13 protein-coding genes and 1 pseudogene are annotated in these 24,502 nt (G+C 61.7%); 3 read left to right on the top strand and 11 right to left on the bottom strand.

The genetic code is table 11. The annotated features are described in order from the left end of the window. Nucleotides 1-268: pseudogene (locus tag NN484_RS27085) on the top strand (hypothetical protein); the annotation flags it as partial. Between the two features lie 12 nt (nt 269-280). Next, nucleotides 281-2,464: a lipase family protein gene (locus NN484_RS27080; RefSeq protein ID WP_274658358.1), complete on the top strand. Its 2,184-nt coding sequence runs from the start codon at nt 281-283 to the stop codon at nt 2,462-2,464. Between the two features lie 55 nt (nt 2,465-2,519). On the opposite strand, the gene NN484_RS27075 is transcribed toward NN484_RS27080, so the two are convergent. The 11 genes from NN484_RS27075 to NN484_RS27025 form a co-directional block, all read right to left on the bottom strand. Next, on the bottom strand, nt 2,520-4,088 hold the full coding sequence (locus NN484_RS27075; protein ID WP_274658357.1) for an efflux transporter outer membrane subunit: 1,569 nt from the start codon (nt 4,086-4,088) through the stop codon (nt 2,520-2,522). Continuing rightward, nucleotides 4,085-5,155 carry an HlyD family secretion protein gene (locus tag NN484_RS27070; RefSeq protein WP_274658356.1) on the bottom strand — a complete coding sequence of 357 codons (1,071 nt, stop codon included), beginning with the start codon at nt 5,153-5,155 and terminating at the stop codon, nt 4,085-4,087. Before NN484_RS27070 ends, NN484_RS27075 begins: the two co-directional genes overlap by 4 nt. Nucleotides 5,156-5,181: 26 nt before the next feature. Continuing rightward, nucleotides 5,182-6,720 (bottom strand): MFS transporter, encoded by a 1,539-nt coding sequence (locus tag NN484_RS27065; RefSeq protein WP_274658355.1) that lies wholly within the window; start codon nt 6,718-6,720, stop codon nt 5,182-5,184. A 221-nt stretch (nt 6,721-6,941) separates the two neighbouring features. Further along, complete coding sequence (locus NN484_RS27060; RefSeq protein ID WP_127648430.1) at nt 6,942-7,859, bottom strand: LysR family transcriptional regulator; 918 nt, start codon at nt 7,857-7,859, stop codon at nt 6,942-6,944. 201 nt (nt 7,860-8,060) lie between these two features. Next, the gene (locus NN484_RS27055) at nt 8,061-8,927 is read right to left on the bottom strand and encodes an ABC transporter permease (RefSeq protein ID WP_127648429.1); all 867 of its coding nucleotides are present in this window, start codon (nt 8,925-8,927) and stop codon (nt 8,061-8,063) included. Nucleotides 8,928-8,947: 20 nt separating this feature from the next. Then, nucleotides 8,948-9,808 (bottom strand): ABC transporter ATP-binding protein, encoded by an 861-nt coding sequence (locus NN484_RS27050; protein ID WP_127648428.1) that lies wholly within the window; start codon nt 9,806-9,808, stop codon nt 8,948-8,950. A gap of 5 nt (nt 9,809-9,813) precedes the next feature. After that, nucleotides 9,814-10,839, bottom strand: a complete 1,026-nt coding sequence (locus NN484_RS27045; RefSeq protein WP_127648427.1) for an ABC transporter substrate-binding protein — start codon at nt 10,837-10,839, stop codon at nt 9,814-9,816. Nucleotides 10,840-10,857: 18 nt separating this feature from the next. Beyond that, entirely contained in the window at nt 10,858-11,754 is an 897-nt protein-coding gene (locus NN484_RS27040; RefSeq protein ID WP_274658354.1) for a TauD/TfdA dioxygenase family protein, read from the bottom strand. Between the two features lie 353 nt (nt 11,755-12,107). Continuing rightward, entirely contained in the window at nt 12,108-13,475 is a 1,368-nt protein-coding gene (locus tag NN484_RS27035) for an HlyD family type I secretion periplasmic adaptor subunit (RefSeq protein ID WP_127648425.1), read from the bottom strand. Beyond that, nucleotides 13,465-15,621, bottom strand: coding sequence for a type I secretion system permease/ATPase (locus NN484_RS27030; RefSeq protein ID WP_135294692.1), 2,157 nt, complete (start codon nt 15,619-15,621; stop codon nt 13,465-13,467). The genes NN484_RS27035 and NN484_RS27030 overlap by 11 nt, the downstream gene beginning before the upstream one ends. Nucleotides 15,622-15,663: 42 nt before the next feature. Continuing rightward, a complete protein-coding gene (locus NN484_RS27025; protein ID WP_127648424.1) occupies nt 15,664-17,016 on the bottom strand; it encodes a TolC family outer membrane protein in 1,353 nt (450 codons plus the stop codon). A gap of 355 nt (nt 17,017-17,371) precedes the next feature. Here NN484_RS27025 and NN484_RS27020 point away from each other — a divergent pair. Then, on the top strand, nt 17,372-24,502 hold a 7,131-nt coding region (locus tag NN484_RS27020; protein ID WP_274658353.1), incomplete at its 3' end, for a retention module-containing protein.

Here is a 24,502-nt window from a genome sequence, read left to right as displayed (position 1 = left end):
TGGCGCGCTAGCACGAGGTCGCCCTTTTGCCGCCTACGCCCTCGATCAACTGCCGGGAAAAACCCTACGGATGAAGATCGATTTGGCGGCGGAAGAAAGGCCTGCCATCGGCAAGACCTGGGTCAAAGTTCCTAACGGCTGGAAACGCTGCATGGGCGACCACTTCGAAGATCAGGATGCCTTCTGCTTCGGCAACCACACCGATTTCAGCACCTTCCAGATGGTCGATGGCCGCATCTGCACCATCTATCCCGGCTGCACGGAATAAGGAGTGTTCCACATGGCGTCACTTGAAAAGGACCTGCAATCACCGCTCAACAGCCGCCTGTTGAGCTGCCCGGCACAAGGCAACTGGAGCAGTTTTCAACTGGTCGATGAGTTTGGCTCGGGGGAGGCTTATGGGGGACTGGCCTATACTGCGGCCGATTCAGAGGGGCAACTATTCAATGGATATCTGGATATCAACGGGATTGGCAACGTCGACAACTATTGCGCAGGCCCGATTGCACTGCGTTTCGAGCAGGCTTACGAGGGGCAGGAAAAAGTCTATCTGCGCGTAATGGAACGTCCCCACTACCCCCTGAAAATCACCGAGCTCCAGGTTCGCGCCGAACAAACCCGATACCGCAATCCGGACGCCACCCGTAACCGCGAACAACCCGTACCGGACGGCGACGAATACATACAGGTGGAAGTGCGCCATCTGGTCAGGCATGTGGCTCATCTGCCACCCGAGGTCTATCGCCACTACCCCGCCAACAGCGGCCTGGCAGCGATCATGGGCAAGCATGCACAGGTCGGCGTCGCCCTGGCCTCGCGTAAACACACGGTGCTGGAAGTGCGTGCGTTGCGAGCCTTGCGCCCGATGCTGTCGACGGCGCCGGAGTTCTGCGCACTCAACCTCTACCAACTGGCATTGATGGCCACCCTGAGTTATTGCCCTTTTGGCCAGAAACCCGCCACCGCGCCGATCAGGGAAACCCGGGTGACCTTCCCCGAACAACCCAGTGTGGGCAACTGGTTCGCCGATGCCTTGGCCAAATCCGACGAGTTGTGGCGCGTCGACGCGGCGCAAAGCAAAGCCTATTACCCCTTGTATGAAGACGTGGCGTATTCAAGAAGGCTGGAAATCGTGCCGTTCGATCCGGTGCTGTATGAGGTCAATGATCCGGCTCTGGGTACGGAGCAGGAACACCCTGAGAAAGTCCACTTTCTGGACGACAGACACCTCGGGAAAGACGCGACCGACACCCAAGCCTTCATCACTCACAATGACGAACTGATCCTAATCGCCGTGCGTGGCACCTTCGAGATTATTCCTGACGGATTACGGGATGCTGACGCTCTGCAAGTGACATTCGAGGAAGGAGAGGGCCAAGTTCATCGGGGGTTCTATGATGCTGCAAAAAAAGCAGAAACTTTTGTAGCGAGCTATCTAGACCGATTCTACGCAGGTCAAAAACTACTGATCTGTGGGCATAGCTTGGGTGGTGCAATCACTTTGTTGCTTTCGGAAATGCTTCGGCGCGATCCTGAAAGCTACAACATCCAGCTCTACACCTACGGCGCCCCCCGCGCCGGCGACACCGTCTTCACCAAAGCCGCCGCCCCGCTGGTGCATTACCGCATGGTCAACCACAACGACCCGGTGCCCAGCGTGCCGGGCAGCTGGATGAACACCAAGGCCGGGGTCTACGGGACTGGCGCGGCGTTGATGTTTACCAATGTGCCGGTCGGGCTGTCGGTGTTCGTCGCGGGCATTACCAACTGGACGGGGGAGGCCTACGACCACCATGGCACCCTGCATCACGCCATGCCGGTAGAGTTCGGGCGTCAGCAGGCATCTTCGATCCTGTGGGAGCCGGGCTGCGACACCATCACTCAGCACGCCGCGTGCACCCTCGCGCTGCAGCAGAAAAACGGCCTGCCGGATCGTCCGGGCTTGTTGCGGCTGATCTTCAACGCCGGGCATCACTCGATGGTCGGCGGCTATGTCCCGGCGTGCTGGGCAGCCTTGCGCCGCTGGCAACAGGCCCATGAGGCGAATCGCACGCGGGTCACTGACAGCGAGTTTGACTGGGTGGAGCAAGCGCTGGTGCGCATTACCCGGCAATTGCGCGTCGCCCGCCAGGACCTGCTGGCCCGGCCAGCGGCGTATGTGCGTACCCAGGAGCGCACGATCGAGGCGATCAGCCACGAAGTCAGCCGCATCGAGACCACCCATGCACGCCTGAGCGCTCTGCGGCATAAGCGGGTCAGGGCCACGGACGTCTACGGCCTGCTCGCCGAACAGCCGGAGCTGCTCGCCGAAAGCCTGCAACGCTGGCGCGCGCACCCGGAAAATCTCAAGGAAGAACAACTGGCGCAGGCGCCGGACAACGCCAGCAACGATGCGCTGCTGACCTCACTTTACGGGCATACGATCGGCGCGCCGCATACGCTTGATATCGACTCGATCATCTAGTGCAACCGGAAGGGGCGAAACACTGGAATCCTCGGCACCTCAGATCAAATCGAACTCACCGAGTTGATTCCTGTGCCATCTCGTCCACCGGATACACCGACTGCCATCCACCACCCAGCGCCTTGTACAACCCGACCATCGCCAGCGAAACACCGGTCGAACTCTCCACCCATTGCTCCTGCGTCGCCAGCAACGCGCTCTGCACGGTGAGGACGTTGACGAAATCGACCACGCCCTCGACGTATTGCTGTTGCGCGGTGCGCAGGGCGATCTGGTTCTGGCGTACGGCTTCGGCGAGGCTGTCGCGGCGGCGTTGGCTGGCGTTATAGGCCGTCAGTTGATCGTCGATTTCATGCCAGGCGCGCAGCACGGTTTGCTGGTAGGCGATGGCCGCTTCCTGTTGCTGGGCTTCGCGCAGTTGCAACATGCCGCGCAGGCGACCGCCGTCGAACAGCGGCAGGCTGAATTGCGGGCCGATGCCGAACGCACGTGAACCCCAGGAGCCAAAATCGCTCAGTTGCATCGCTTGCGAGCCGAGGTTGCCGGACAGGGTGATGCGCGGATAGAAATCACCCTTGGCCACGCCGATGTTGGCGGTGGCGGCGTGCAGATGCGCCTCGGCCTGACGAATGTCCGGGCGACGTTCGGCCAGTTGCGACGGCAGGCCGATGGCGACTTGCAGTGGTGCCTGCGGCACCGCGGCGTCTGTGGATAACTCCTTGGCCAAGGCTTGTGGCGGTTCGCCCATCAACAGGCTGATCGCGTTGATCAGTTGCGACTGACGCTGCTCAAGGGCGGGCAGCCGCGATTCGATGGCCGCGACCTGCGCGGCGGCTTCGGCGACGTCCAGATCGGTCGCCACACCATCGTTGAGGCGCAGCTGCGACAGCTTGAGGCTGTGCCGGGCGACGTCGAGGTTCTGCTCGGTGACGGCGCGGGTGTTTTGCACGCCGCGCAGTTGAATGTAGTTCTGCGCGGTGTCGGCAAGGACCGCCAGCAATACGCCGCGACGATCGTTTTCGGCGACTTCGAGATTGGCATCGGCGGCCTCGGTTTCCCGGCGCACGCGGCCCCAGAAATCCAGCTCCCAAGAAGCGGAGAAACCGGCGTCCCACAGGTTGAACGCGGAATCGCCGTTGTGCCCGGACGGGTCATTCAGGCCTTCGCCGCTGTTGCGTTTACGCGCGTAGCTACCGGTCGCTGCGGTGTTTGGATAGCGATCCGCGGTGATCACCTGGCGTGCAGCGCGGCTTTGTTGCAAGCGGCTGCTGGCCCGTTGCAGGTCGAGGTTGCTCTTCATTGCTCGTTGGGTGAGGGCCGAGAGCTGCGCATCCTGGAAAACGTCCCACCAGCGTTCGTTCAGCGGTTCACTGACTGCCTGGCTGGGGGCGGATTTGGCGGGTTTGGCCCAGTCTGCGATTTGTGTGGCTTCGGGCTTGTGGAAGTTTGGGCCGACGGTGCAGGCGCTGAGGCCAAATAAGCTCACTACAACAAGTGACTGAAACAGACTTTTGTGGCGAGGGCGCTTGCTCCCGCTCGAGTGCGTAGCAATCGCGATTTTCAGGGTTGCTTCGCAACCCAGCGGGAGCAAGCTTCCTCGCCACAGGTTTTTACGCAGAATCATCGCTGAGTCACCTCGCGCACCGCCGGCGCCGAACGGCGAGTATCAATACTCGCCTCGACCGACATCCCCACCCGCAGCCGCTCGGCCAAAGGCTGACCCGGCTCAAGCAGGATCTTCACCGGAATCCGCTGCACGACCTTGGTGAAGTTACCGGTGGCGTTGTCCGGTTTAACTGCGGCAAAGGTCACGCCGGTTGCCGGCGCGATGCTTTCGACACGACCGCTCAAGGCCTCGCCGCCGAGGCTGTCGACCCGCACTTCGACAGCCTGACCCGGCTGCACGTCCGTCAGTTGGGTTTCCTGAAAGTTGGCGACCACATAGGCCTGGCGCAACGGCACCACCGCCAGCAGTTTGCTGCCCGGCGTGACATAGGCACCGACGCGCACCGCTCGCTCGCCGACCATGCCGTCCTGCGGCGCCGTGATGCGCGTGTAGGACAGTTCGAAACTGGCGATTTTCAGCGCTGCCTGGGCGTGTTTCAAACTGCCTTCGGCGGCATCGCGCTGCGCCGTCAGAATCTCCACCTGTTTGCGCTCGGCCGCCAGTTTCGCGCTGGCGGTATCCAGCCGTGCGCTCGCCTGATCGATGCGCGTCCGCGCCTGTTGCGCGTTCTGCACCGTGCCGGCGCCGACGCCGGCTAGGTGGTTGTAGCGATTGAGTTCCTGCTGGGCGAAAGCCATTTGCGCCTTGGCCGAGACCAGCGAAGCCTGGGCCTGGGCGATCACCGACGTTTGCCGTTCCAGCGTCGCCTTGGCGTTTTGCAACTGGGCGCGGGCGACCAGGGTTTGCGCATCGGCGGCCTCCGCAGCGGCGCGCAAATCACGGTCATCGATCAACGCCAGCAATTGCCCGGCCTTCACCTGCTGGTTGTCTTCCACCAGCACGTCCTTGATGAACCCGGCCACGCGCGGCACCACCAGGGTGTAGTCAGCAGAGACAAACGCATCGTTGGTATTTTGCTGAGTTCGTTTGCCGAACAGGCCGGGCATCGCCAGGTACACCAGCACACCGACCGCCAGTGCGGCGGCCACGGCCACCGCGAGTTTCTGCTTTGCTTGAGTCGTCATGAAAACCTTCTGTTTCAGTACAGCCATCAGGTCGGCGCGCGCGGCGGAAAGATCCGCGTCGGCAGCCAGAAAATCAGCAGGATCAGCGCCACCGCGACGCCGGCCATGCACACATAGAGATCGGAAGACGTCAGCACCACGGCCTGTTCGTGCAGGCGATGGGCGAGACCGGGATCGCTGCGATCGGCCAACGGTGAGTTGCCGAGGTTGTCGATCAACATGGTCGAGTGGAAATGCAGGCGCGCGGTGGTCAGCGCTTCGATCACGCCAGTGGCGACCACGGCCGCCAGGCCCTTCACCGTGTTGAACCACGCAGAGGCGAACGGTCCGTCCTGTGGCTGGATGCTGCCGGTGGACAGCATCAACAGCGGCAGCACCGACATCGGCTGACCGAAGATCTGCAGCCATTGCAGGACGTAAAAATTGTCGCGAATCCATTCCGAGGTCAGCAGCGAGCCGCCCAGGCAGGACAGCGTCAACATGCTCAAGCCGATGCCCTGCACCCAGCGGCAATCGACCCAACGCAGGTTGCACAGCGCCGCCACCAACGGCAGCGCAATCAGCTGCGGCAATGCGGCGATCAACATGATCGGTGCGGTCTGCACCGGGCGATAACCCTGCACCTGCGCCAGATAACTCGACGGAATCAGCACCACCGCCTGCAACACCACCAGCACCCCGGCGAGGGTCATCAGCGCGAACGACAGGTTGCGGATGCCGAGCATCTGCAACTTGAAAAACGGAATCGGTTGCGACCATTCGTTGATCAGAAACGCCAACAGCAACAGCGAGCCGGCGCCGAGCAGCGCGCAGATCAGATCCGATTCGAACCAGTCCAGCCGGTTGCCCTGCAGCAAGCCGATCACCAACATGCAGATCGCCGGAAAGCCCAGCAGCAGGCCCTTCCAGTTGAACGTCTTGAGGCGCTCCAGGCGCAGCGGATCCTGGGGAATGCCCCAGGCGACCATTGCCATGGCAATCAGGCACGGCACGATGATTTGCCAGAACGCCCATTGCCAGCCGACGTATTCACTCCACAAACCGGCCAGTGGCGTGCCGAGGCCGGGGCCGAAGGTCGCCGTCAGCGCGTATCCGGCCAGGCCATAGAGTTTGAAATTGGCCGGCAGAAAGCGCAGGGCCACGGTCATCAGCATCGGCGGCAATGCGCCGCCGGCCAGCCCTTGCAGAGTGCGCATCAGCAACAGGCTTTCGTAGTTCGGGGCGAACGGGCACAGCACGCCGAGCAGCGTGAACAGGCTGATCGCGCAGAGGGTGAAGCGGCGCAACGAAAAAGTCACCGAGCACCACGGCGCGAACGCCATGGCCGCCACCGAGGTCGCGGCGTAGCAGGCGACCAGCCAGGTGCCTTCGTCGTAACCGATGTTCAGCGCGCCCCGGATGTCGGCGAGCGCGACTTTGGTCACCATTTCGTTGAGACCCGAGACCAGCACCGCCAGCAGTACGCCGACCAGGCCGGTGATGATCCGCGCCCCGAACACCGGTGGCGTGGCCGCCGTCGCCGGACTGGCCGCAGCGATAGGCGCCGGGACCGTCAGGGATGTCATGAATGCACACTCCGGAGGGAAAAATACCGGAGCATCTTAGTCGGGCTTAGCAGTGACGAAAATTGACTTATTGGCAGGTTATAAGTGCGCCAGACACAACTATTTCTCTTGTAGGAGTGAGCCTGCTCGCGATGGCGCCTTTTCAGTCGATATTTTCGGCGACTGACACACCGCCATCGCGAGCAGGCTCACTCCTACAGGGGTTTTTGTGGTTTGCGGAATCAGGGTTGCGCGGCCAGCCACGTCTCATCGCAACACGCCTTGAGCGTTTCCCGCAGCCAGCGGTGCGCCGGGTCCTTGTCGAAGCGCGGGTGCCAGGCCTGGGTCAGCATCAGCGTCGGCAACGGGATCGGCAAGTTGAACGAGCGCAGCTTCAGGCCCAGACGGCGCACGCTGAGCAGCGCTTCCTTGGGCACCGGCAGAATCAGGTCGGAATCGGGCAAGGCAAACATCGCCGCGTGGAAACTCGGCGCGATCACCGCTACCCGCCGCTCCAGGCCCAAGGCGTTCAGCGCGGTATCGATCGGGCCCCGAGCAATGCCGCGACGCGACATGCTGATATGGGAGAAACCGGCATAACGCTCGGCAGTGATTTCGCCATCGAGCAACGGATGGTCCTCACGCACCAGACCGACAAAATGCGTGGAGAACAGGTTTTGCACTTTGACTTCCGGGGTCACCGGACGGGTGTTGCTGACGCTCAGGTCGATGCGCCCTTCGCGCAGCGCCTCATCGTCACCATCGCCTTCCGGAACAAAACGCAATTCGCAGTGCGGCGCTACCTGATCGAGGGTATCGAACAGTTTGCCGCCGTACACACCGACGAAAAAGTCGTTGGCGCGAATGCTGAAGCGTCGGCGCAGGGTGCCAAGTTCCACGGTGTCGGCGGAGCGGAACAACAGCGCCGCCTGCTCGACCACATCGCGCACTTGCTCGCGCAGCTCCAGCGCTTTGGGGGTTGGCACCAGACCACGGCCGGCGCGCACCAGGATCGGGTCGCCGATGGCTTCGCGAATCCGCGTCAGGGTGCGGCTCATGGCGGCGGGGCTGAGGTTCATCCGCCGCGCGGCGCCGACCACGCTGCCTTCATCGAGCAAGGCGTCGAGGGCGACCAAGAGGTTCATGTCCGGGAGTTGCATACAGAGCACTCGTGGCTGATCTTGATTGATCTGGGTGCAATGCTAGCAAATATCCTTCAAATTTGGCGGCGCCAAAAGAGACGCTATCGCGAGCAGGCTCACTCCTACATTTGATCTTCAGTGATCGAAAATTTTGTGTTCGACGCAGATCTCTTGTAGGAGTGAGCCTGCTCGCGATGGCGCCAGTGGGAACAACACAAATTACCGCTGCATGCCCCAGCGCTTGACGGTCACCCGCTCCAGCGTATCGAACACCAGATTCTCCACCAGCAACCCGATCAGGATCACCACCGCCAACCCGGCAAACACCTTGTCGGTGTACAGCTCGTTGCGGTTCTGGAAAATGTACCAACCCAACCCGCCCTTGCCACTGGTCGCACCGAACACCAGCTCGGCGGCGATCAGCGTGCGCCAGGCAAACGCCCAGCCGATTTTCAGTCCGGCAAGGATCGACGGCAGCGCCGCCGGGATCAGGATGAACAGCACGAAACGCATGCCTTTCAGTCCATAGTTGCGCCCGGCCATGCGCAGGGTTTCCGAGACGCCAAGGAACCCGGCATAGGTATTCAACGCCAGCGCCCACAGCACCGAGTGCACCAGCACGAAGATCAGGCTGTTCTGCCCCAGCCCGAACCAGAGCAAGGCCAGTGGCAGCAAGGCGATCGCCGGCAACGGGTTGAACATCGAAGTCAGGGTGCTCAGCAGATCGCGACCAAACTGGGTCGACACCGCCAGCGTCGTCAGGGCAAACGCCAGGACGATGCCGATCAGATAGCCCTTGATCAGCACCACCAGAGATATCCACACCTTGCCCAGCAATTCACCGCTGAGCAGACCGTCGTACAACGCATGACTGGTCTGCAGAAAACTCGGCAGCAACAAGTCGTTGTTCTGCACCCGGGCGATCGCCTCCCAGAGGATCGCCAGCAAGATCAGGATCAGGCTTTTGCGCAGCCAGCCCTGTTGCCACAAGCGTTGGCCCAGCGGCAGTTCGCGCTCGAGCGGCACGCTGGTCAACGGTTCAAGGACGGTTTCAAACTCGTGTCGTACAGATGATGGCTGGCTCATCGGGCAATCCTCCAGAGCGCTCAATAAGCGATGCGAATGTCGTTGAAGTGGTGGTCACGCTCGGTTTCCGGCGACTGGCCTTCATCGAACAGCAACCGATGAATCCGTCGCGCCGATTCCTGAAACGCCACACCGCCGAGGCTTTGCAGATCGTATTGATGGCTGTGCACTTCAGCGCGCACCCGCCCCGGGTGTGGCGACAACAGCAGGATGCGATTGCCGACCACCAGCGCCTCTTCGATCGAGTGGGTGACGAACAGCAGGGTGAAGCGCACCTCTTCCCAGAGCAGCAGCAATTCTTCCTGCATCTTGCGTCGGGTCAGCGCATCGAGTGCGGCGAACGGCTCGTCCATCAGGAGGATTTTCGGCTGCATCGCCAGCGCTCGGGCAATCGCCACCCGCGCCTTCATGCCGCCGGACAAGGTGTGTGGATAAGCATCGGCGAACGCCGCCAGCCCGACCTTTTCCAGATAGTGCAGCGCACGTTCTTCGGCGTCTTTTTTCTTCAGGGTTCGCGAGGCGAGCAGCGGAAACATCACATTCTGTTTCACGGTTTTCCACGGCGGCAGTTGATCGAACTCCTGGAACACCACGATCCGGTCCGGCCCCGGTCCATCGACCCGCTGACCTTGCAGGCGGATCTCGCCCTCACTCGGTGCAATGAAGCCGGCGGCCGCCTTGAGCAAGGTGGACTTGCCGCAGCCGGACGGGCCGAGCAGCACGAAGCGGTCCGCCGGATCGATTTCGAAACTGACCTGATGCGTGGCCCGCACCACCCGTTGTGGGGTGCGGTATTCGAGGCTGACGTTATCCACCGCCAGCAGCGCTTGCGTACTGGCGATCGGGTTGCTGGCCGCGTGGCCTTGCAAGGGGGCGTTCATCTCGATCAGCTCCCTTGCAGCGGTTTGGCGTCCTGGAAGAAGTAGTCCTTCCACGATTGCGGTTTGTTCTTGATCGCGCCGACGCGGTAGAGGAACTCAGCTAGTGGATACGTATTTTTGGGCGTGACGCTGAATTCGAATTGCGGGTTGTCGATGATTTTCAGCAGCTCGGCGCGGTCGATCCTGGCCTTGGTTACGCGAATGTAGGTGTCCGCTGCCGCGCCTTTATCGTTCTGCGCGAATTGCGCCGCTTCGGTCAACGCTTCGACGAAGGCCTTGTAGGTCTTCGGATTGTCGTTGCGGAATTTCTCGGTGGCGAACAGCACCGTCGGCGAGTTCGGCCCGAGGATGTCGTAGGAGTTAAGCACCACGTGCACGTTCGGATTCTGCAGCGCCTGGTCCTGAAACGGCGGGTTGGAGAAGTGCCCGGTCAGCTCGGTGCCACCGGCGATCAATGCGGCGGTCGCGTCCGGGTGCGGTACGGCGATGGTGTACTTGTCGAGGCGATTGAATTCCTTGTCCCCCCACTGCTTGGCCGCCGCGTATTGCAGGAAGCGTGACTGCACCGAAACGCCCACCGCCGGCACCGCGATGCGGTCCTTCTCGGTGAAGTCGGCGATGGTTTTGACCTTGGGATTGTTGCTCACCAGGTAATACGGGAAGTTGCCCAGCGAGGCCACGGCTTTGACGTTCTGCTTGCCGTGGGTGCGGTCCCAGATGGTCAGCAACGGGCCGACCCCGGCACCGGCAATGTCGATAGAACCGGACAGCAGCGCATCGTTGACTGCCGCACCGCCCGAGAGCTGCGTCCAGTCGACCTTGATGTCGATACCTTCCTGCTTGCCGTACTTCTCGATCAGGCCCTGATCGCGCACCACGTTGAGCAATAAATAGACAATGCCGAACTGTTCGGCGATGCGGATTTCACCTTCGGCGTGGGCCACGGGCGGCGCCACCAGGCTTCCGGCAATCAGGCTGAAACCCAGACCGATGGCAGCGGCCAGCGGTGCGAATGAAAGACGTTTGGACATGATCGAATCTCCGGCAAATCAGAAAGGCGCGTCGCCCTGAATGGTCGTGCGATACAGCTTGCGGCGCAGGTGCGCAGGACAGCCGGCGGCAAGGTGGATCAGCGAACGGTTGTCCCAGAACACCATGTCGTGGGGTTGCCACTGGTGGCGGTAGATGTTTTGCGGCAGCACGCTGTGGGCGTAGAGCTCGGCGAGCAGCTGTTTGCTTTCGTCTTCCGGCAAACCGACGATGCGCGTGGTGAAGCCTTCGCTGACGAACAACCCTTTACGGCCGTTTTCCGGGTGGGTGCGCACGATCGGGTGTACCACTTCGGCAACCTGCGCCAGTTGCTCGGGGGTCAGTGTCGGGCGCCAGTTGCCCTCGAATTTGCTCTCGCTGTAGCGCGCCGTGTAGGAATGCGCGGCCGAGCGGCCTTCGACGGCTTTGCGCAGCGCTTCGGGCAGGTTGTCCCAGGCTTTGTGCATGTCGGCAAACAGTGTGTCGCCACCTTCGGACGGCAACTCTTGGGCATGCAGCATCGAGCCGAGGCTCGGCAGCTCTTTATAGGAAAGGTCGGAGTGCCAGAACTTGCCGGCATCGCCGAGGCCGATGTTTTGGCCGTTCTCGACGATGTTGGAAACGATGAGGATTTCCGGGTGGTTGGCCAGCAGGAACTGCTTGAGCACGTGGATCTGCAACACGCCGAAGCGGCGGCTGAAGTCGATCTGCTGTTGCGGGGTGATGCGCTGGTCGCGGAAGACCACGACATGGTGATCCAGATGCGCTCGGTGAATGCGGGCGAAGTCCTGGTCATTGACCGGACGGGTCAGGTCCAGGCCGATGATTTCGGCACCGACGGCACCGCTGAACGGACGGATTTCAAAGGCTTGCGGCGCGGCGGTCGCGGCGCTTGGGGCGGCAGTAGCTGCGGACATCTTTCAATCTCCCACGCACGGCGCGCTCACGGGCGCGCACGTCGATCAGAAACTCACGCTGGATTGCGTGTTGGTTCAGGTCGTGCGGCGCGCCGATTGGTCGGCAGGTACGCAGGTGAGTGACTTTAAAGCTATAAGAACTGGAGACTAAATACCGTTAATGAATAACGATATGGCGGATGGTGAGGAATGGACGGTTTGGTGAGTGACGGTTTGTGTCACTTACTGACAGTGAGGAGGTGTTTCGGCTGACGCCATCGCGAGCAGGCTCACTCCTACAGTAAACGCATTTGAATGCGATCAACTGTAGGAGTGAGCCTGCTCGCGATGAGGCCGGTAAGGCCGCTAGAGCATCAACGCTCGTGCAACGCCTCGGCGCGCGCCCGGATGATCGGCTTGAGCAGATAACTCAACACCGACTTCTTGCCAGTGATGATGTCCACCGACGCGACCATCCCCGGAATGATCAGCAGCGGCTTTTCATCGGTGCCCAGGTGGCTGCGCTCGGTGCGCACCTTGATCATGTAGTAGGTGGTTTTCTTGTCTTCATCGGTAATGGTGTCCGCACCAATCTGTTCCAGCTGGGCTTTCAGCCCGCCATAGATGGTGTAGTCATACGCGGTGAATTTGACGATCGCTTCCTGCCCCGGATGCAGGAAGGCAATGTCCTGCGGACGGATCTTGGCTTCGACCAGCAAGGTGTCATCCAGCGGCACGATTTCCACCATGTCGCTGCCCGGCTGGATCACACCACCGATGGTGTTGACCAGCAACTTGTTGACGATACCGCGCACTGGCGAGGTGACCAGCGTCCGGCTGACCCGGTCTTCCAGCGCCTTGCCGGTGGCCTGGGCCTTGTTCAGGTCGGTGCGCGCTTCGTTGAGCTGGGTCAGCGCTTCGCTGCGGAATTTGCCGCGAGTCTCGTCGATCTTGCGTTGCACTTCCTTGATCGCCGATTCAGCGCGCGGGATCGCCAGCGTGGTGGCGTCGAGCTGACCACGGGTCTCGACTTCGGCACGCTTGAGTCGCAGCACTTCCACCGGCGACACCGCGCCCTGCGCCACCAGCGGCTCGGACATGTTGATTTCCTGGCGTTGCAAGCCCAGTTGCTGGCGATATTGCGCCTGCTTGGAGGTGAATTCGCGCAGCTCCTGCTGCCGCTGAATCAACTGCTCCTGCAAACCGCCGATCTCGTCGTGCAGCTGCTGACGGCGGCTGATGTACAGCGATTCTTCGCTCTTCGCCTGGCCCGGCACGGCTTTGAGCACGTCTTCAGGGAAATTCAGCGGACGGTCATCGACCTCGGCGCTCAGGCGTTCGACGCGCAGCAGCATCGACAGCCGATCGGCCTCGGTTTCACCGACGTTGGAAGCAAAGCGCGTGTCGTCCAGGCGAATCAGCGGTGCGCCGGCTTCGACGATCTGACCTTCCTTGACGAACAGTTCGGAGACGATCCCGCCCTCGAGGTTCTGGATCTTCTGGATCTTCGACGAAGGAATCGCCTTGCCGTCGCCCTTGGTCACTTCGTCGATCACGGCGAAGTGCGCCCACAGCATCAGGAACACGAAGAAGCCGATGATCGCCCAGATGGTCAGGCGCACGACGCGCGGGGCGTCCTCGATCAGCGCCTTGTTGACCTCCGGCAGCGGCTGGCCCTGCAGCGAGGCAGAACCTTTGAAGTAGCGACGGATCGACTCTTTGACACCCGACTTAAGCAACACTGATCTGCCCCTTCTTCAACGCTTCCATCACGGCGGCTTTCGGGCCATCGGCGAGAATCTGTCCACGGTCGACCACCAGCAGGCGGTCGACCAGCGACAGCAGCGAGGCCCGGTGCGTCACCAGCACCACGGTCTTGTTTTCAACGACAGCGGCCAGACGTTGCTTGAGGCGTTCTTCGCCGGTGTTGTCCATGGCGCTGGTCGGCTCGTCGAGCAGCAGGATCGGCGGATTGAGCAGCAGCGCCCGGGCCAGCGCGACGTTCTGCCGTTGCCCGCCGGAGAGGTTCTGTCCACGCTCACCGACTTGCAGCTCGTAGCCTTGCGGGTGCAGGCGGGCGAATTCGTGGACGCCGGCCAGTTCGGCGGCTTGCAGCACCAGCTCGTCTTCGACGTACCGTGCGCCGGAGACCAGGTTGTCACGCAGGGTGCCGGCCAGTAGCTGGATGTCCTGCGGCACGTAGCCGATGTTGTAGCGCAGCTCACTGACGTCGATCTGGCGGATATCCACACCGTCCACCAGCAACGCACCGTCGTCCGGCTGATACAGGCCCACCAGCAGTTTCGCCAGCGAACTCTTGCCCGAACCGCTGCGACCGATGATGCCGATCTTCTCGCCGGGACGGATCACCAGGTTGATGTTCTTCAGCGCCGGGTTCTGTTGTTCCGGGTAGGTGAAATTCAACTGACGGCATTCGATCGCGCCCTGCAGCACCTTGCGGCTCAGCGGACGTTCTTCGAAATTGCGCTCCTGCGGCAGCTCCATCATCTGGTCGACCGAGGTCATGGTCACTCGCGCCTGCTGGTAGCGGGTCAACAGACCGGACAGCGACGCCAGCGGGCTGAGTGCACGGCCACTGAGCATGTAACAGGCAATCAGACCGCCCATGCTCAGGTTGCCGGCGATGATCTGGTAAACACCGAAGACGATCATGATCACCCCGGCCAGTTGCTGGATCAGCAGGGTGATGTTCATCGCCAGACCGGAGAGCATTTTCACTCGCAGCTCGAGGCGGCTGAGGGTGCCGATGGTCTGTTCCCACTGATACTGGCGTTCGCTTTCGGCGTTGTTGACCTTCACCGCGTCGAGGCCGGCGAGGGTTTCGATCAGGCTCGACTGGCGCTCGGCACCGAGGGCCATGGTGCGCTCCATGGTCGCCACCAGCGGTTTCTGCAACGCGTAGCCGATCAGCAAGGCAATCGGGAAGGCCAACACCGGAATCCACACCAGATGCCCGCCGAGAATGGCGATGACGATAAAGATGAGGATGGTGAACGGCAGATCGATCAGGCTGGTCAGGGTCAGCGAGGCGAGGAAGTCGCGCAGGCTCTGAAACTCATGGATGTTCTGCGCAAAGCTGCCGACCCGTGCCGGGCGATATTTCATCGCCATGCCGACAATGCGCTCGAACAGCGTGGCGGAGATGATCAGGTCGGTTTTCTTGCCGGCCAGATCCAGGCACAGACTGCGCAGGCTCTTGAGGATCAGGTCGAAGATGTAGGCGCCGGTGATGCCCAGCGCCAGCACCCACAGGGTCGCTTCGGCCTGGTTCGGCACTACGCGGTCGTAGACGTTCATCACGAACAGCGGCGCGGCCATGGCGATGATGTTGATCAGGAAACTGGCGGCGATCGCATCGGCATACAGCCAGCGCGAACGCTTGAGGGTGTCGCGAAACCATGAGCGCGCACGCGGGATCAGCGTGCCGTGGTTGACGTCGAATTTGTGCTGCGGCTGGGCGAAGAACACTTTGCCGGTGTAGTCGTCGGCCAGCAGTTCACGGCTGACCACCGATTCGCCGCCGTCGCTTTCGCTGAGCAGCACCCGGGCTTCGTTCTCGCCTTGCCAGCCGAGCAGGACGGCACTGCGGCCATCCTTGAGCAGCAACAGCGCCGGCATGGCAATCGCTGGAATTTCTTCCAGCTTGCGTTGCAGCACCCGACCCTGCAGGCCGGCGCGAGCCGCCGCGCGGGGCAGCAGCTCGACACTCAGGCGTTGCTTGGGCAATGGCAGACCGGTGGTCAGCATCGCCGCACTGGCAGGTTTCTGGTGCAACATGCACAGAGCGAGCAGACCATCCAGCAACGGATCGTCGTGCATCGCGCGCGGATCATGAATGAGTTGAACTCGACTGACTTCTGATTCCACGCTCGGCACTCTTGGCTAACAATTGAACAATGAAGGTTCTGCTCAATTCATACCGGGCAGTTGGACCTTCGGCTTCACATCGTTCTGCACGACGGATGCCAATGGTGCGACCACTCCCTGGCTCTTGAGCAACTCGCCCATGGTCGCCTTGATTCGATACTGAGTAAATAACTGAATGTTCTTGATCTCGGCCAAACGGCGCGAAGCGGTGAACAACTCGTTTTCACTGTCGAGCAAATCGAGCAAGGTCCGCTCGCCAAGGCTGAACTGACGCTGGTAAGCGGTGCGCACGGCGGTGCTGTGATCAACATATTGCTGTGCGATCGGCACCTGAGCGTTGGCGTTGTTCAGGGCGTTCCAGGCCAGGCCCAGTTCTTCGTTCAACTGACGCAGGGCGTTGTTGCGGATATCCAGCGCCTGGTTCGACAGGTACGACTTGGATTCCAGGTCGGCCTTGTTGCTGCCACCCGAATAGAGGTTGAAGCGCATGCGCAGCATGGCCTGCCACTCGTTGTTGTGACCGTTCTGGCCGTCCAGATCGTTGTCGGCGGTGCGGCCCAACTCGGCGTCGAAACGTGGGTAGAAGGTCGACTTGGCGGTTTCGTACTGCTTCTCTGCCGCAGCGATGTCGGACTCGGCCGAGCGCAGGATCGGGCTGTTTTCCAGCATCTGCGTACGGGCTTCATTGAGGTTGGCCGGCATCATCGCCATGAACGGCGCCGGACGCTCCAGCTGGTCAGGCATCTGGCCGACGGCGCTGAGGAAGTTGGTCTCGGAGTCGGCGAGGTTGGTTTGTTCGGTGATCAGGTTGTTACGGGCCTGGGCCATCCGCGCTTCGGCTTGATCAAGGTCGGCACCGCTGCCGACGCCACGCTGGGTGCGCAACTGGATCTGGTCGTAGATGCGCTGGTGGCTCTTGAGGTTTTCTTCGGCCAGACGCACGAATTCGCGGCGGGTCAGCACGTCCAGATACACCTGAGCCACGGTCAGCGCGGTGCGCTCGGAAGTCCCCAGCAACGAGTAGGCGCGGGAGTTGACGGTGGCTTGTTGACGCCCGACCTCGCTGGAGGTGGCAAAACCGTCAAAAACCATTTGCGAGAGACGTAAACTTGACTCGCCGCGGGTCAAGGTTTCGTAGTGATTGCTGCCACCATTGGCGCGGGTGGTCACGCTGTCGGTGCCTTCACGGCCATAGCCGCCCAGCAGATCGACCTTGGGCAGGTATCCCCCTTTTGCAGCCTTTAACTGATAATCCGCCGCCAGACGACTGTTGACCCCTGCCTGGATTTCCGGATGGACATCCAATGCCTGTTGCATGGCTTCTGGTAAGGATTGTGCTTGGACGAAAGAGGCGGCGAGAGCGAAGGGTACAGCCAGGAACAGGGGCGAACGCATGATAGGAATTTCCCAGAGCTTCTTGTCTTGAATCACAGCAAAACGTGGCGCTGCGTCGGATGATGGCAACCGGAATGACCGTATGTCGGAAAGTTCAAAATAGGAACTGGATCACACGCTGAAGTACAGGTCGCCGCATAAATATCAATGTGACATTACTGGGACGATTGTTTAGGATGGCACCCAGAAGGTCAATAGTTTGGCATAAAGTTAATAGCGAAAGAATCTAGCCAAATTTTTGACGAAAAGCAGCGTCAAACTTGATTCGCAAATTTTTAAAGTACGTCCAGACTGAATCGGCGCCGAGCCATCAGGCTATGGAAGTCAACTGAACGTGACACCCGGAGAGTCTTCAATGAGCAGTGTTGTTGCCATCGTCAAAAGCATTGTCGGTCAGGTATTCGTGGTATCCCCCGAGGGTGTACGCCGGGTGCTCGTTGAAGGCGATCGCCTGTTCGTCGGCGACCAGATCGACACCGGCCTCTCCGGCGCCGTGTCGCTGGAGCTGGCGGATGGCCGCACCCTGGACCTGGGCCGCGAAACCCAGTGGAGCGCCAACGCGCCAGACTCCAGCACTGACCTGGCCGAAGCCACCGCGCAGGCCGCGCCTTCTGTAGCCGAACTGCAGCAGGCCATCGCCGCCGGTGTCGACCCGACCACCGCCCTTGAAGCCACCGCAGCCGGCGCCACCGCCGCAGGGACTGGCGGCGCGGCGGGCGGCGGCCACAGTTTCGTGATGCTCGACGCCACCGCTGGCCGCGTCGACCCGACCATCGGCTTCCCGACTGCTGGCATCAACTCCGGCGCACAAGCGGCACAGAACATCACCGGCGGCCAGACCACCGACACCACCAGCAACGCCCTGCGTGAGTCGACCCTGAGCCTCAGCGCCACGCCGACCATCACCGAAGCCGGCGGCGTGCTGGTGTACACCGCGACCCTGACCCAGGCGCCGCTGACTGACCTGACGATCACCCTGTCCAACGGCTCGGTGATCGTAATTCCGGCCGGCTCCACCACCGGCACCGTCAACGTGCCGCTGGCACCGAACGATACCGTTTATAACGACCCGACCCAGATCGACGTGACCGTCACCGGCACCACTGGCGGCAACGGCATCACCGTGACCCCGCCGACCACCCCGGCTACAACTCAAGTCACCGACACCATCGACACCACCACCGTCACTCTGACCGCTGGCAACAGCGTTACCGAAGGCGGCCAGATCACTTACACCGCGACGCTGACGAACCCGGCGCAGACACCGGTGACCGTCACCCTGTCCAATGGCTCGACCATCACCATCGAAGCCGGCCAGACCACGGGCACCGTCAACGTGCCGACCCCGCCGAATGACGTCTACAACAACGGCAGCACGGTCAGCACCACCATCACCGGTGCCACCGGCGGTAACTTCGAAAACCTGGTGCCGAACACGACACCGGCAGTGACCACCATCACCGATTCGATCGACACCACCAACCTGACCCTGACCGCCACCGGCACTGTGGTTGAAGGGGGTCAGATCACCTACACCGCGACCCTGACCAACCCGGCGCAGACACCGGTCACCGTCACCCTGTCCAACGGCTCGACCATCACCATCGAAGCCGGCCAGACCACGGGCACCGTCAACGTGCCGACCGCACCGAACGACGTCTACAACAATGGCGGTACCGTCAGCACCACGATTACCGGCGCGACTGGCGGCAACTTCGAGAACCTGGTGCCGAACACGACGCCAGCGACTACCACCGTGACCGACTCCATCGACACCACCAACCTGTCGCTGAGTGCCACCGGTACCGTGGCTGAAGGCGGTTCGATCGTTTACACCGCAACCTTGACCAACCCGGCCGGCACCCCGGTGACCGTGACGTTGAGCAACGGGTCTGTCATCACCATCGAAGCCGGTAAAACCACCGGTACCGTGACCGTTCCGGCGCCTGCCGATGACGTCTATAAAGACGCCGGCAAAGTCGAAGTCAGCATCACCGGCACCACCGGCGGCAATTTCGAGAACCTGGTGCCAAGCACCGTTCCGGCTGTTACCGACGTCACCGATACCATCGACACCTCGACCGTCAAACTGACTGCCGATACCTCGGTCGCTGAAGGCGGCACCGTCACCTACACCGCCACCGTCGGTGCACCTGTAACGGGCTCGCCAGTCACCGTCACGCTGACCAACGGCCAGACCATCACCATCGAAGTCGGCAAAACTACCGGCACCGTGACCACCACCGCGCCGAACGATGCATTGACCGGCAATCCACCGCTGACCAACGCCATCACCAACGTCAGTGGCGGCAATTACGAGAACCTCGTCGCCGACAAAACCCCGGTTTCGACCACTGTCACCGATACCGTCGACACCACTGACCTGTCGCTGAGCGCGACCGGTACCGTGGCCGAGGGCGGCTCGATCATTTACACCGCGACCCTGACCAACGCGGCTGGCTCGCCAGTCACCGTAACCCTGAGCAATGGCGCGGTGATCACCATTGAAGCGGGTAAAACCACTGGCACCGTGACTGTTCCGGCGCCTGCCGATGACGTCTACAAAGACGCCGGCAAAGTCGAAGTGAGCATCAACGGTGCGACCGGTGGCAATTTCGAGAATCTGGTGCCAAGTACTGTTCCAGCCGTCACCGAAGTCACCGACACCATCGACACCACCACAGTCAAACTGTCCGCTGACACCTCGGTCGCCGAGGGCGGCACCGTCACTTACACCGCGACTGTCGGTGCACCCGTGACCGGTTCGCCAGTCACCGTGAGTCTGGCCAACGGCCAGACCATCACCATCGAAGTGGGCAAGACCACCGGCACCGTCACCACCACCGCGCCAAACGACGTGCTGAACGGCCAGGTGCCGCTGAGCAACTCAATCACTGGCGTGACTGGTGGCAACTACGAAAACCTCGTGTCCGACAAAACCCCGGTCAGCACCACCGTCACCGACACCGTCGACACCACCAACCTGACGTTGAGCGCCACTGGCTCCGTCGCTGAAGGCGGTTCGATCGTTTACACCGCGACCTTGACCAACCCGGCCGGCACCCCGGTGACCGTGACGCTGAGCAACGGCTCTGTCATCACCATCGAAGCCGGCAAAACCACCGGTACCGTGACTGTTCCGGCCCCTGCCGACGACGTCTATAAAGATGCCGGCAAAGTTGAAGTCAGTATCACCAATACCGCGGGCGGCAATTTCGAGAATCTGGTGCCGAGCACCGTTCCGGCTGTTACCGACATCACCGACACCATCGACACCTCGACCGTCAAACTGACTGCCGATACCTCGGTGGCTGAAGGTGGCACCGTCACCTACACCGCCACGGTGGGCGCACCTGTGACGGGTTCGCCTGTGACTGTGACCCTGGCCAACGGCCAGACCATCACCATCGAAGTGGGCAAGACCACCGGCACTGTCACCACTGCTGCACCGAACGATGCGCTGAACGGTCACGAGCCACTGACCAACGCGATCACTGAGGTGAGCGGCGGCAACTACGAGAATCTGGTTGCCGATAAAACCCCGGTTTCGACCACCGTCACCGACACTGTCGATACCACCAACCTGACGCTGACCGCGACCGGTACCGTGGCTGAGGGCGGTTCGATCGTCTACACCGCGACCTTGACCAATCCGGCCGGCACCCCGGTGACCGTAACCCTGAGCAATGGCTCCGTCATCACCATCGAAGCGGGTAAAACCACCGGTACCGTGACCGTTCCGGCGCCTGCCGACGACGTCTACAAAGACGCCGGCAAGGTTGAAGTCAGCATCAAGGACGCTTCTGGCGGCAACTTCGAAAACCTCGTTCCGAGCGCTGTCCCTGCGGTCACTGAAGTGACTGACACCATCGACACCTCGACCGTCAAACTGACCGCCGATACCTCGGTGGCCGAGGGCGGCACCGTCACCTACACCGCCACCGTTGGCGCGCCTGTGACCGGTTCGCCAGTCACCGTGACTCTGGCGAACGGTCAGACCATCACCATCGAAGTCGGCAAAACCACCGGCACCGTGACCACCACCGCGCCAAACGATGCGCTGACCGGTCACGAGCCGCTGAGCAACTCGATCACCGGCGTGACAGGTGGCAATTACGAGAATCTGGTGGCCGATAAAACCCCGGTCAACACCACTGTCACTGACACCGTCGACACCACCAACCTGACGTTGAGCGCGACCGGTACCGTGGCTGAAGGTGGTTCGATCGTCTACACCGCGACCCTGACCAATCCGGCCGGCACCCCTGTAACCGTGACCCTGAGCAACGGTTCGGTGATCACCATCGAAGCCGGCAAGACCACTGGCACCGTAACCGTTCCGGCGCCAGCCGATGACGTTTACAAGGACGCCGGCAAGGTTGAAGTCAGCATCAAGGACGCTTCTGGCGGCAACTTCGAGAATCTGGTGCCAAGCACTGTTCCGGCAGTGACCGAGGTCACCGACACCATCGATACGTCGACCGTGAAGCTCAGCGCCGATACTTCGGTGGCTGAAGGCGGCACTGTCACCTACACCGCCACCGTTGGCGCGCCCGTGACTGGCTCGCCTGTGACCGTGACCCTGGCGAACGGCCAGACCATCACCATCGAAGTGGGTAAAACCACCGGCACCGTGACCACCACCGCGCCAAACGATGCGTTGAACGGTCATGAGCCGTTGAGCAATTCGATCACCGACGTAACGGGCGGCAACTACGAAAACCTCGTCGCCGACAAGACACCGGTCGCCACCACTGTCACCGACACCGTCGACACCACCAACCTGTCGCTGAGTGCCACCGGTACCGTGGCGGAAGGCGGCTCGATCGTTTACACCGCAACCCTGACCAACCCGGCCGGCACCCCGGTGACCGTGACGTTGAGCAACGGCTCCGTCATCACCATCGAAGCCGGCAAAACCACCGGCACCGTGACCGTTCCGGCGCCTGCTGATGACGTCTACAAAGACGCCGGCAAGGTTGAAGTCACGATCAAAGATGCTGCAGGCGGCAACTTCGAGAACCTGGTGCCAAGCACGGTTCCTGCCGTTACCGAAGTGACTGACACCATCGACACCACCACGGTGAAACTGACCGCGACCGAAACCGCAGCTGAAGGTGGCACCGTCACCTACACCGCCACCGTCGGCGCACCAGTCACCGGTTCGCCAGTTGTGGTTACCCTGGCCAACGGTCAGAGCATCACCATCGAAGTGGGCAAGACCACCGGTACCGTGACCACCACCGCACCGAACGATGCGCTGACGGGTCACGAACCACTGACCAACTCGATCACCGGCGTAACGGGCGGCAACTACGAAAACCTCGTGGCCGACAAAACCCCGGTCAACACCACCGTCACCGACACTGTGGACACGACAAATCTGTCGCTCAGCGCCACTAACTCGGTCGCTGAGGGCGGCTCGATCACCTACACCGCGACCCTGACCAATGCGGCCGGCTCGCCAGTCACCGTGACCCTGTCCAACGGTTCGGTCATCACCATCGAAGCCGGCAAAACCACCGGTACCGTGACCGTTCCGGCGCCAGCCGATGACGTCTACAAAGACGCCGGCAAGGTTGAAGTGACCATCAAGGACGCGTCCGGTGGCAACTTCGAGAATCTGGTGCCAAGCACTGTTCCGGCAGTGACTGAAGTCACCGATACCATCGATACCTCGACGGTCAAACTGACCGCCACCGAGTCGGCTGCTGAAGGTGGCACTGTCACCTACACCGCCACCGTCGGCGCTCCAGTCACCGGCTCGCCAGTCGTGGTGACCCTGGCCAATGGTCAGAACATCACCATCGAAGTGGGTAAAACCACCGGCACCGTGACCACCATCGCGCCAAACGACGCGTTGAACGGTCACGAGCCGCTGACCAACTCGATCACCGGCGTGACCGGTGGCAATTACGAGAATCTGGTCGCCGATAAAACCCCGGTTTCGACCACGGTCACTGACACCGTCGACACCACCAACCTGTCGCTGACTGCGACCGGCACCGTGGCGGAAGGCGGCTCGATCGTCTACACCGCGACCCTGACCAACCCGGCCGGTACCCCGGTGACCGTGACCCTGAGCAATGGCTCGGTGATCACCATCGAAGCCGGAAAAACCACTGGCACCGTAACCGTTCCGGCGCCTGCCGATGACGTCTACAAAGACGCTGGCAAAGTCGAAGTGACCATCAAGGATGCGTCCGGCGGCAACTTCGAAAACCTCGTTCCGAGCCCTGTTCCGGCAGTGACCGAAGTCACCGACACCATCGATACTTCCACCGTCAAACTGACGGCCGATACGTCGGTCGCAGAGGGTGGCACCGTCACCTACACAGCCACCGTCGGCGCGCCAGTCACCGGCTCGCCTGTGGTCGTGACCCTGGCCAACGGTCAGACCATCACCATCGACATCGGCAAGACCACCGGCACCGTGACCACCACTGCACCGAACGATGCGTTGACCGGTCACGAACCGCTGAACAACTCGATCACCAACGTCAGCGGCGGCAACTACGAAAACCTCGTTGCCGACAAAACCCCGGTCAGCACCACCGTGACCGACACCGTCGACACCACCAACCTGTCACTGAGCGCGACCCCGGCGGTGAACGAAGGCGGCCAGATCACCTACACCGCCACCCTGACCAACGCCGCGGGTACTCCGGTGACCGTGACGTTGAGCAACGGCGCCGTGATCACCATCGACGCTGGCAAGACCACCGGCACTGTGACCATCGATGCACCGAAAGATGACGTCTACAAGGACGCCGGCACCGTTGAAGCGACCATCAAGGGCGCGACCGGTGGCGACTTCGAAAACCTGGTGACCAGCAACACCCCGGCCGTGACCACCGTCAACGACACCATCGACACCTCCACCGTGTCGCTGACCGCCACCGCCAACGTCGCCGAAGGCGAAACCGTGGTCTACACCGCGACCGTCACCGCGCCGGTAACCGGTGCGCCAGTCGTGGTCACCCTGTCCAACGGCCAGACCATCACCATCGCCGTCGGTGAAACCACCGGCAGCGTGAATTTCGTTGCGCCGAACAGCCCGCTGGCGGGCGGCAGCTCGCTGAGCGTCGCCATCGACAAGGTTGCCGGCGGCAACTATGAGAACCTGGTGGCCGACAAGACACCGGCAAACACCTCGGTTTCGGACACCGTCGACACCACCAACCTGAACCTGACCGCCAGCGACTCGGTGGCCGAAGGTGGTTCGATTGTTTACACCGCAACCCTGACCAACCCGGCTGGCACTCCGGTGACCGTGACCCTGTCCAACGGTGCTGTCATCACCATCGAGGCCGGTAAAACCACCGGTACCGTGACCGTTCCTGCTCCGGCAGACGACGTGTACAAAGACGCGGGCAAAGTCGAAGCGACCATTTCAACTGCCACCGGTGGCAACTTCGAGAACCTGGTGCCGAGCACCGTTCCAGCCGTCACCAACGTGACCGATACCATCGACACCACCACGGTC

Origin of the sequence: Pseudomonas serboccidentalis (genome assembly GCF_028830055.1) — a bacterium.
GTDB classification, from domain to species: Bacteria; Pseudomonadota; Gammaproteobacteria; order Pseudomonadales; family Pseudomonadaceae; genus Aquipseudomonas; species Aquipseudomonas serboccidentalis.
This window is presented reverse-complemented; position numbering and strand designations above follow the sequence as displayed.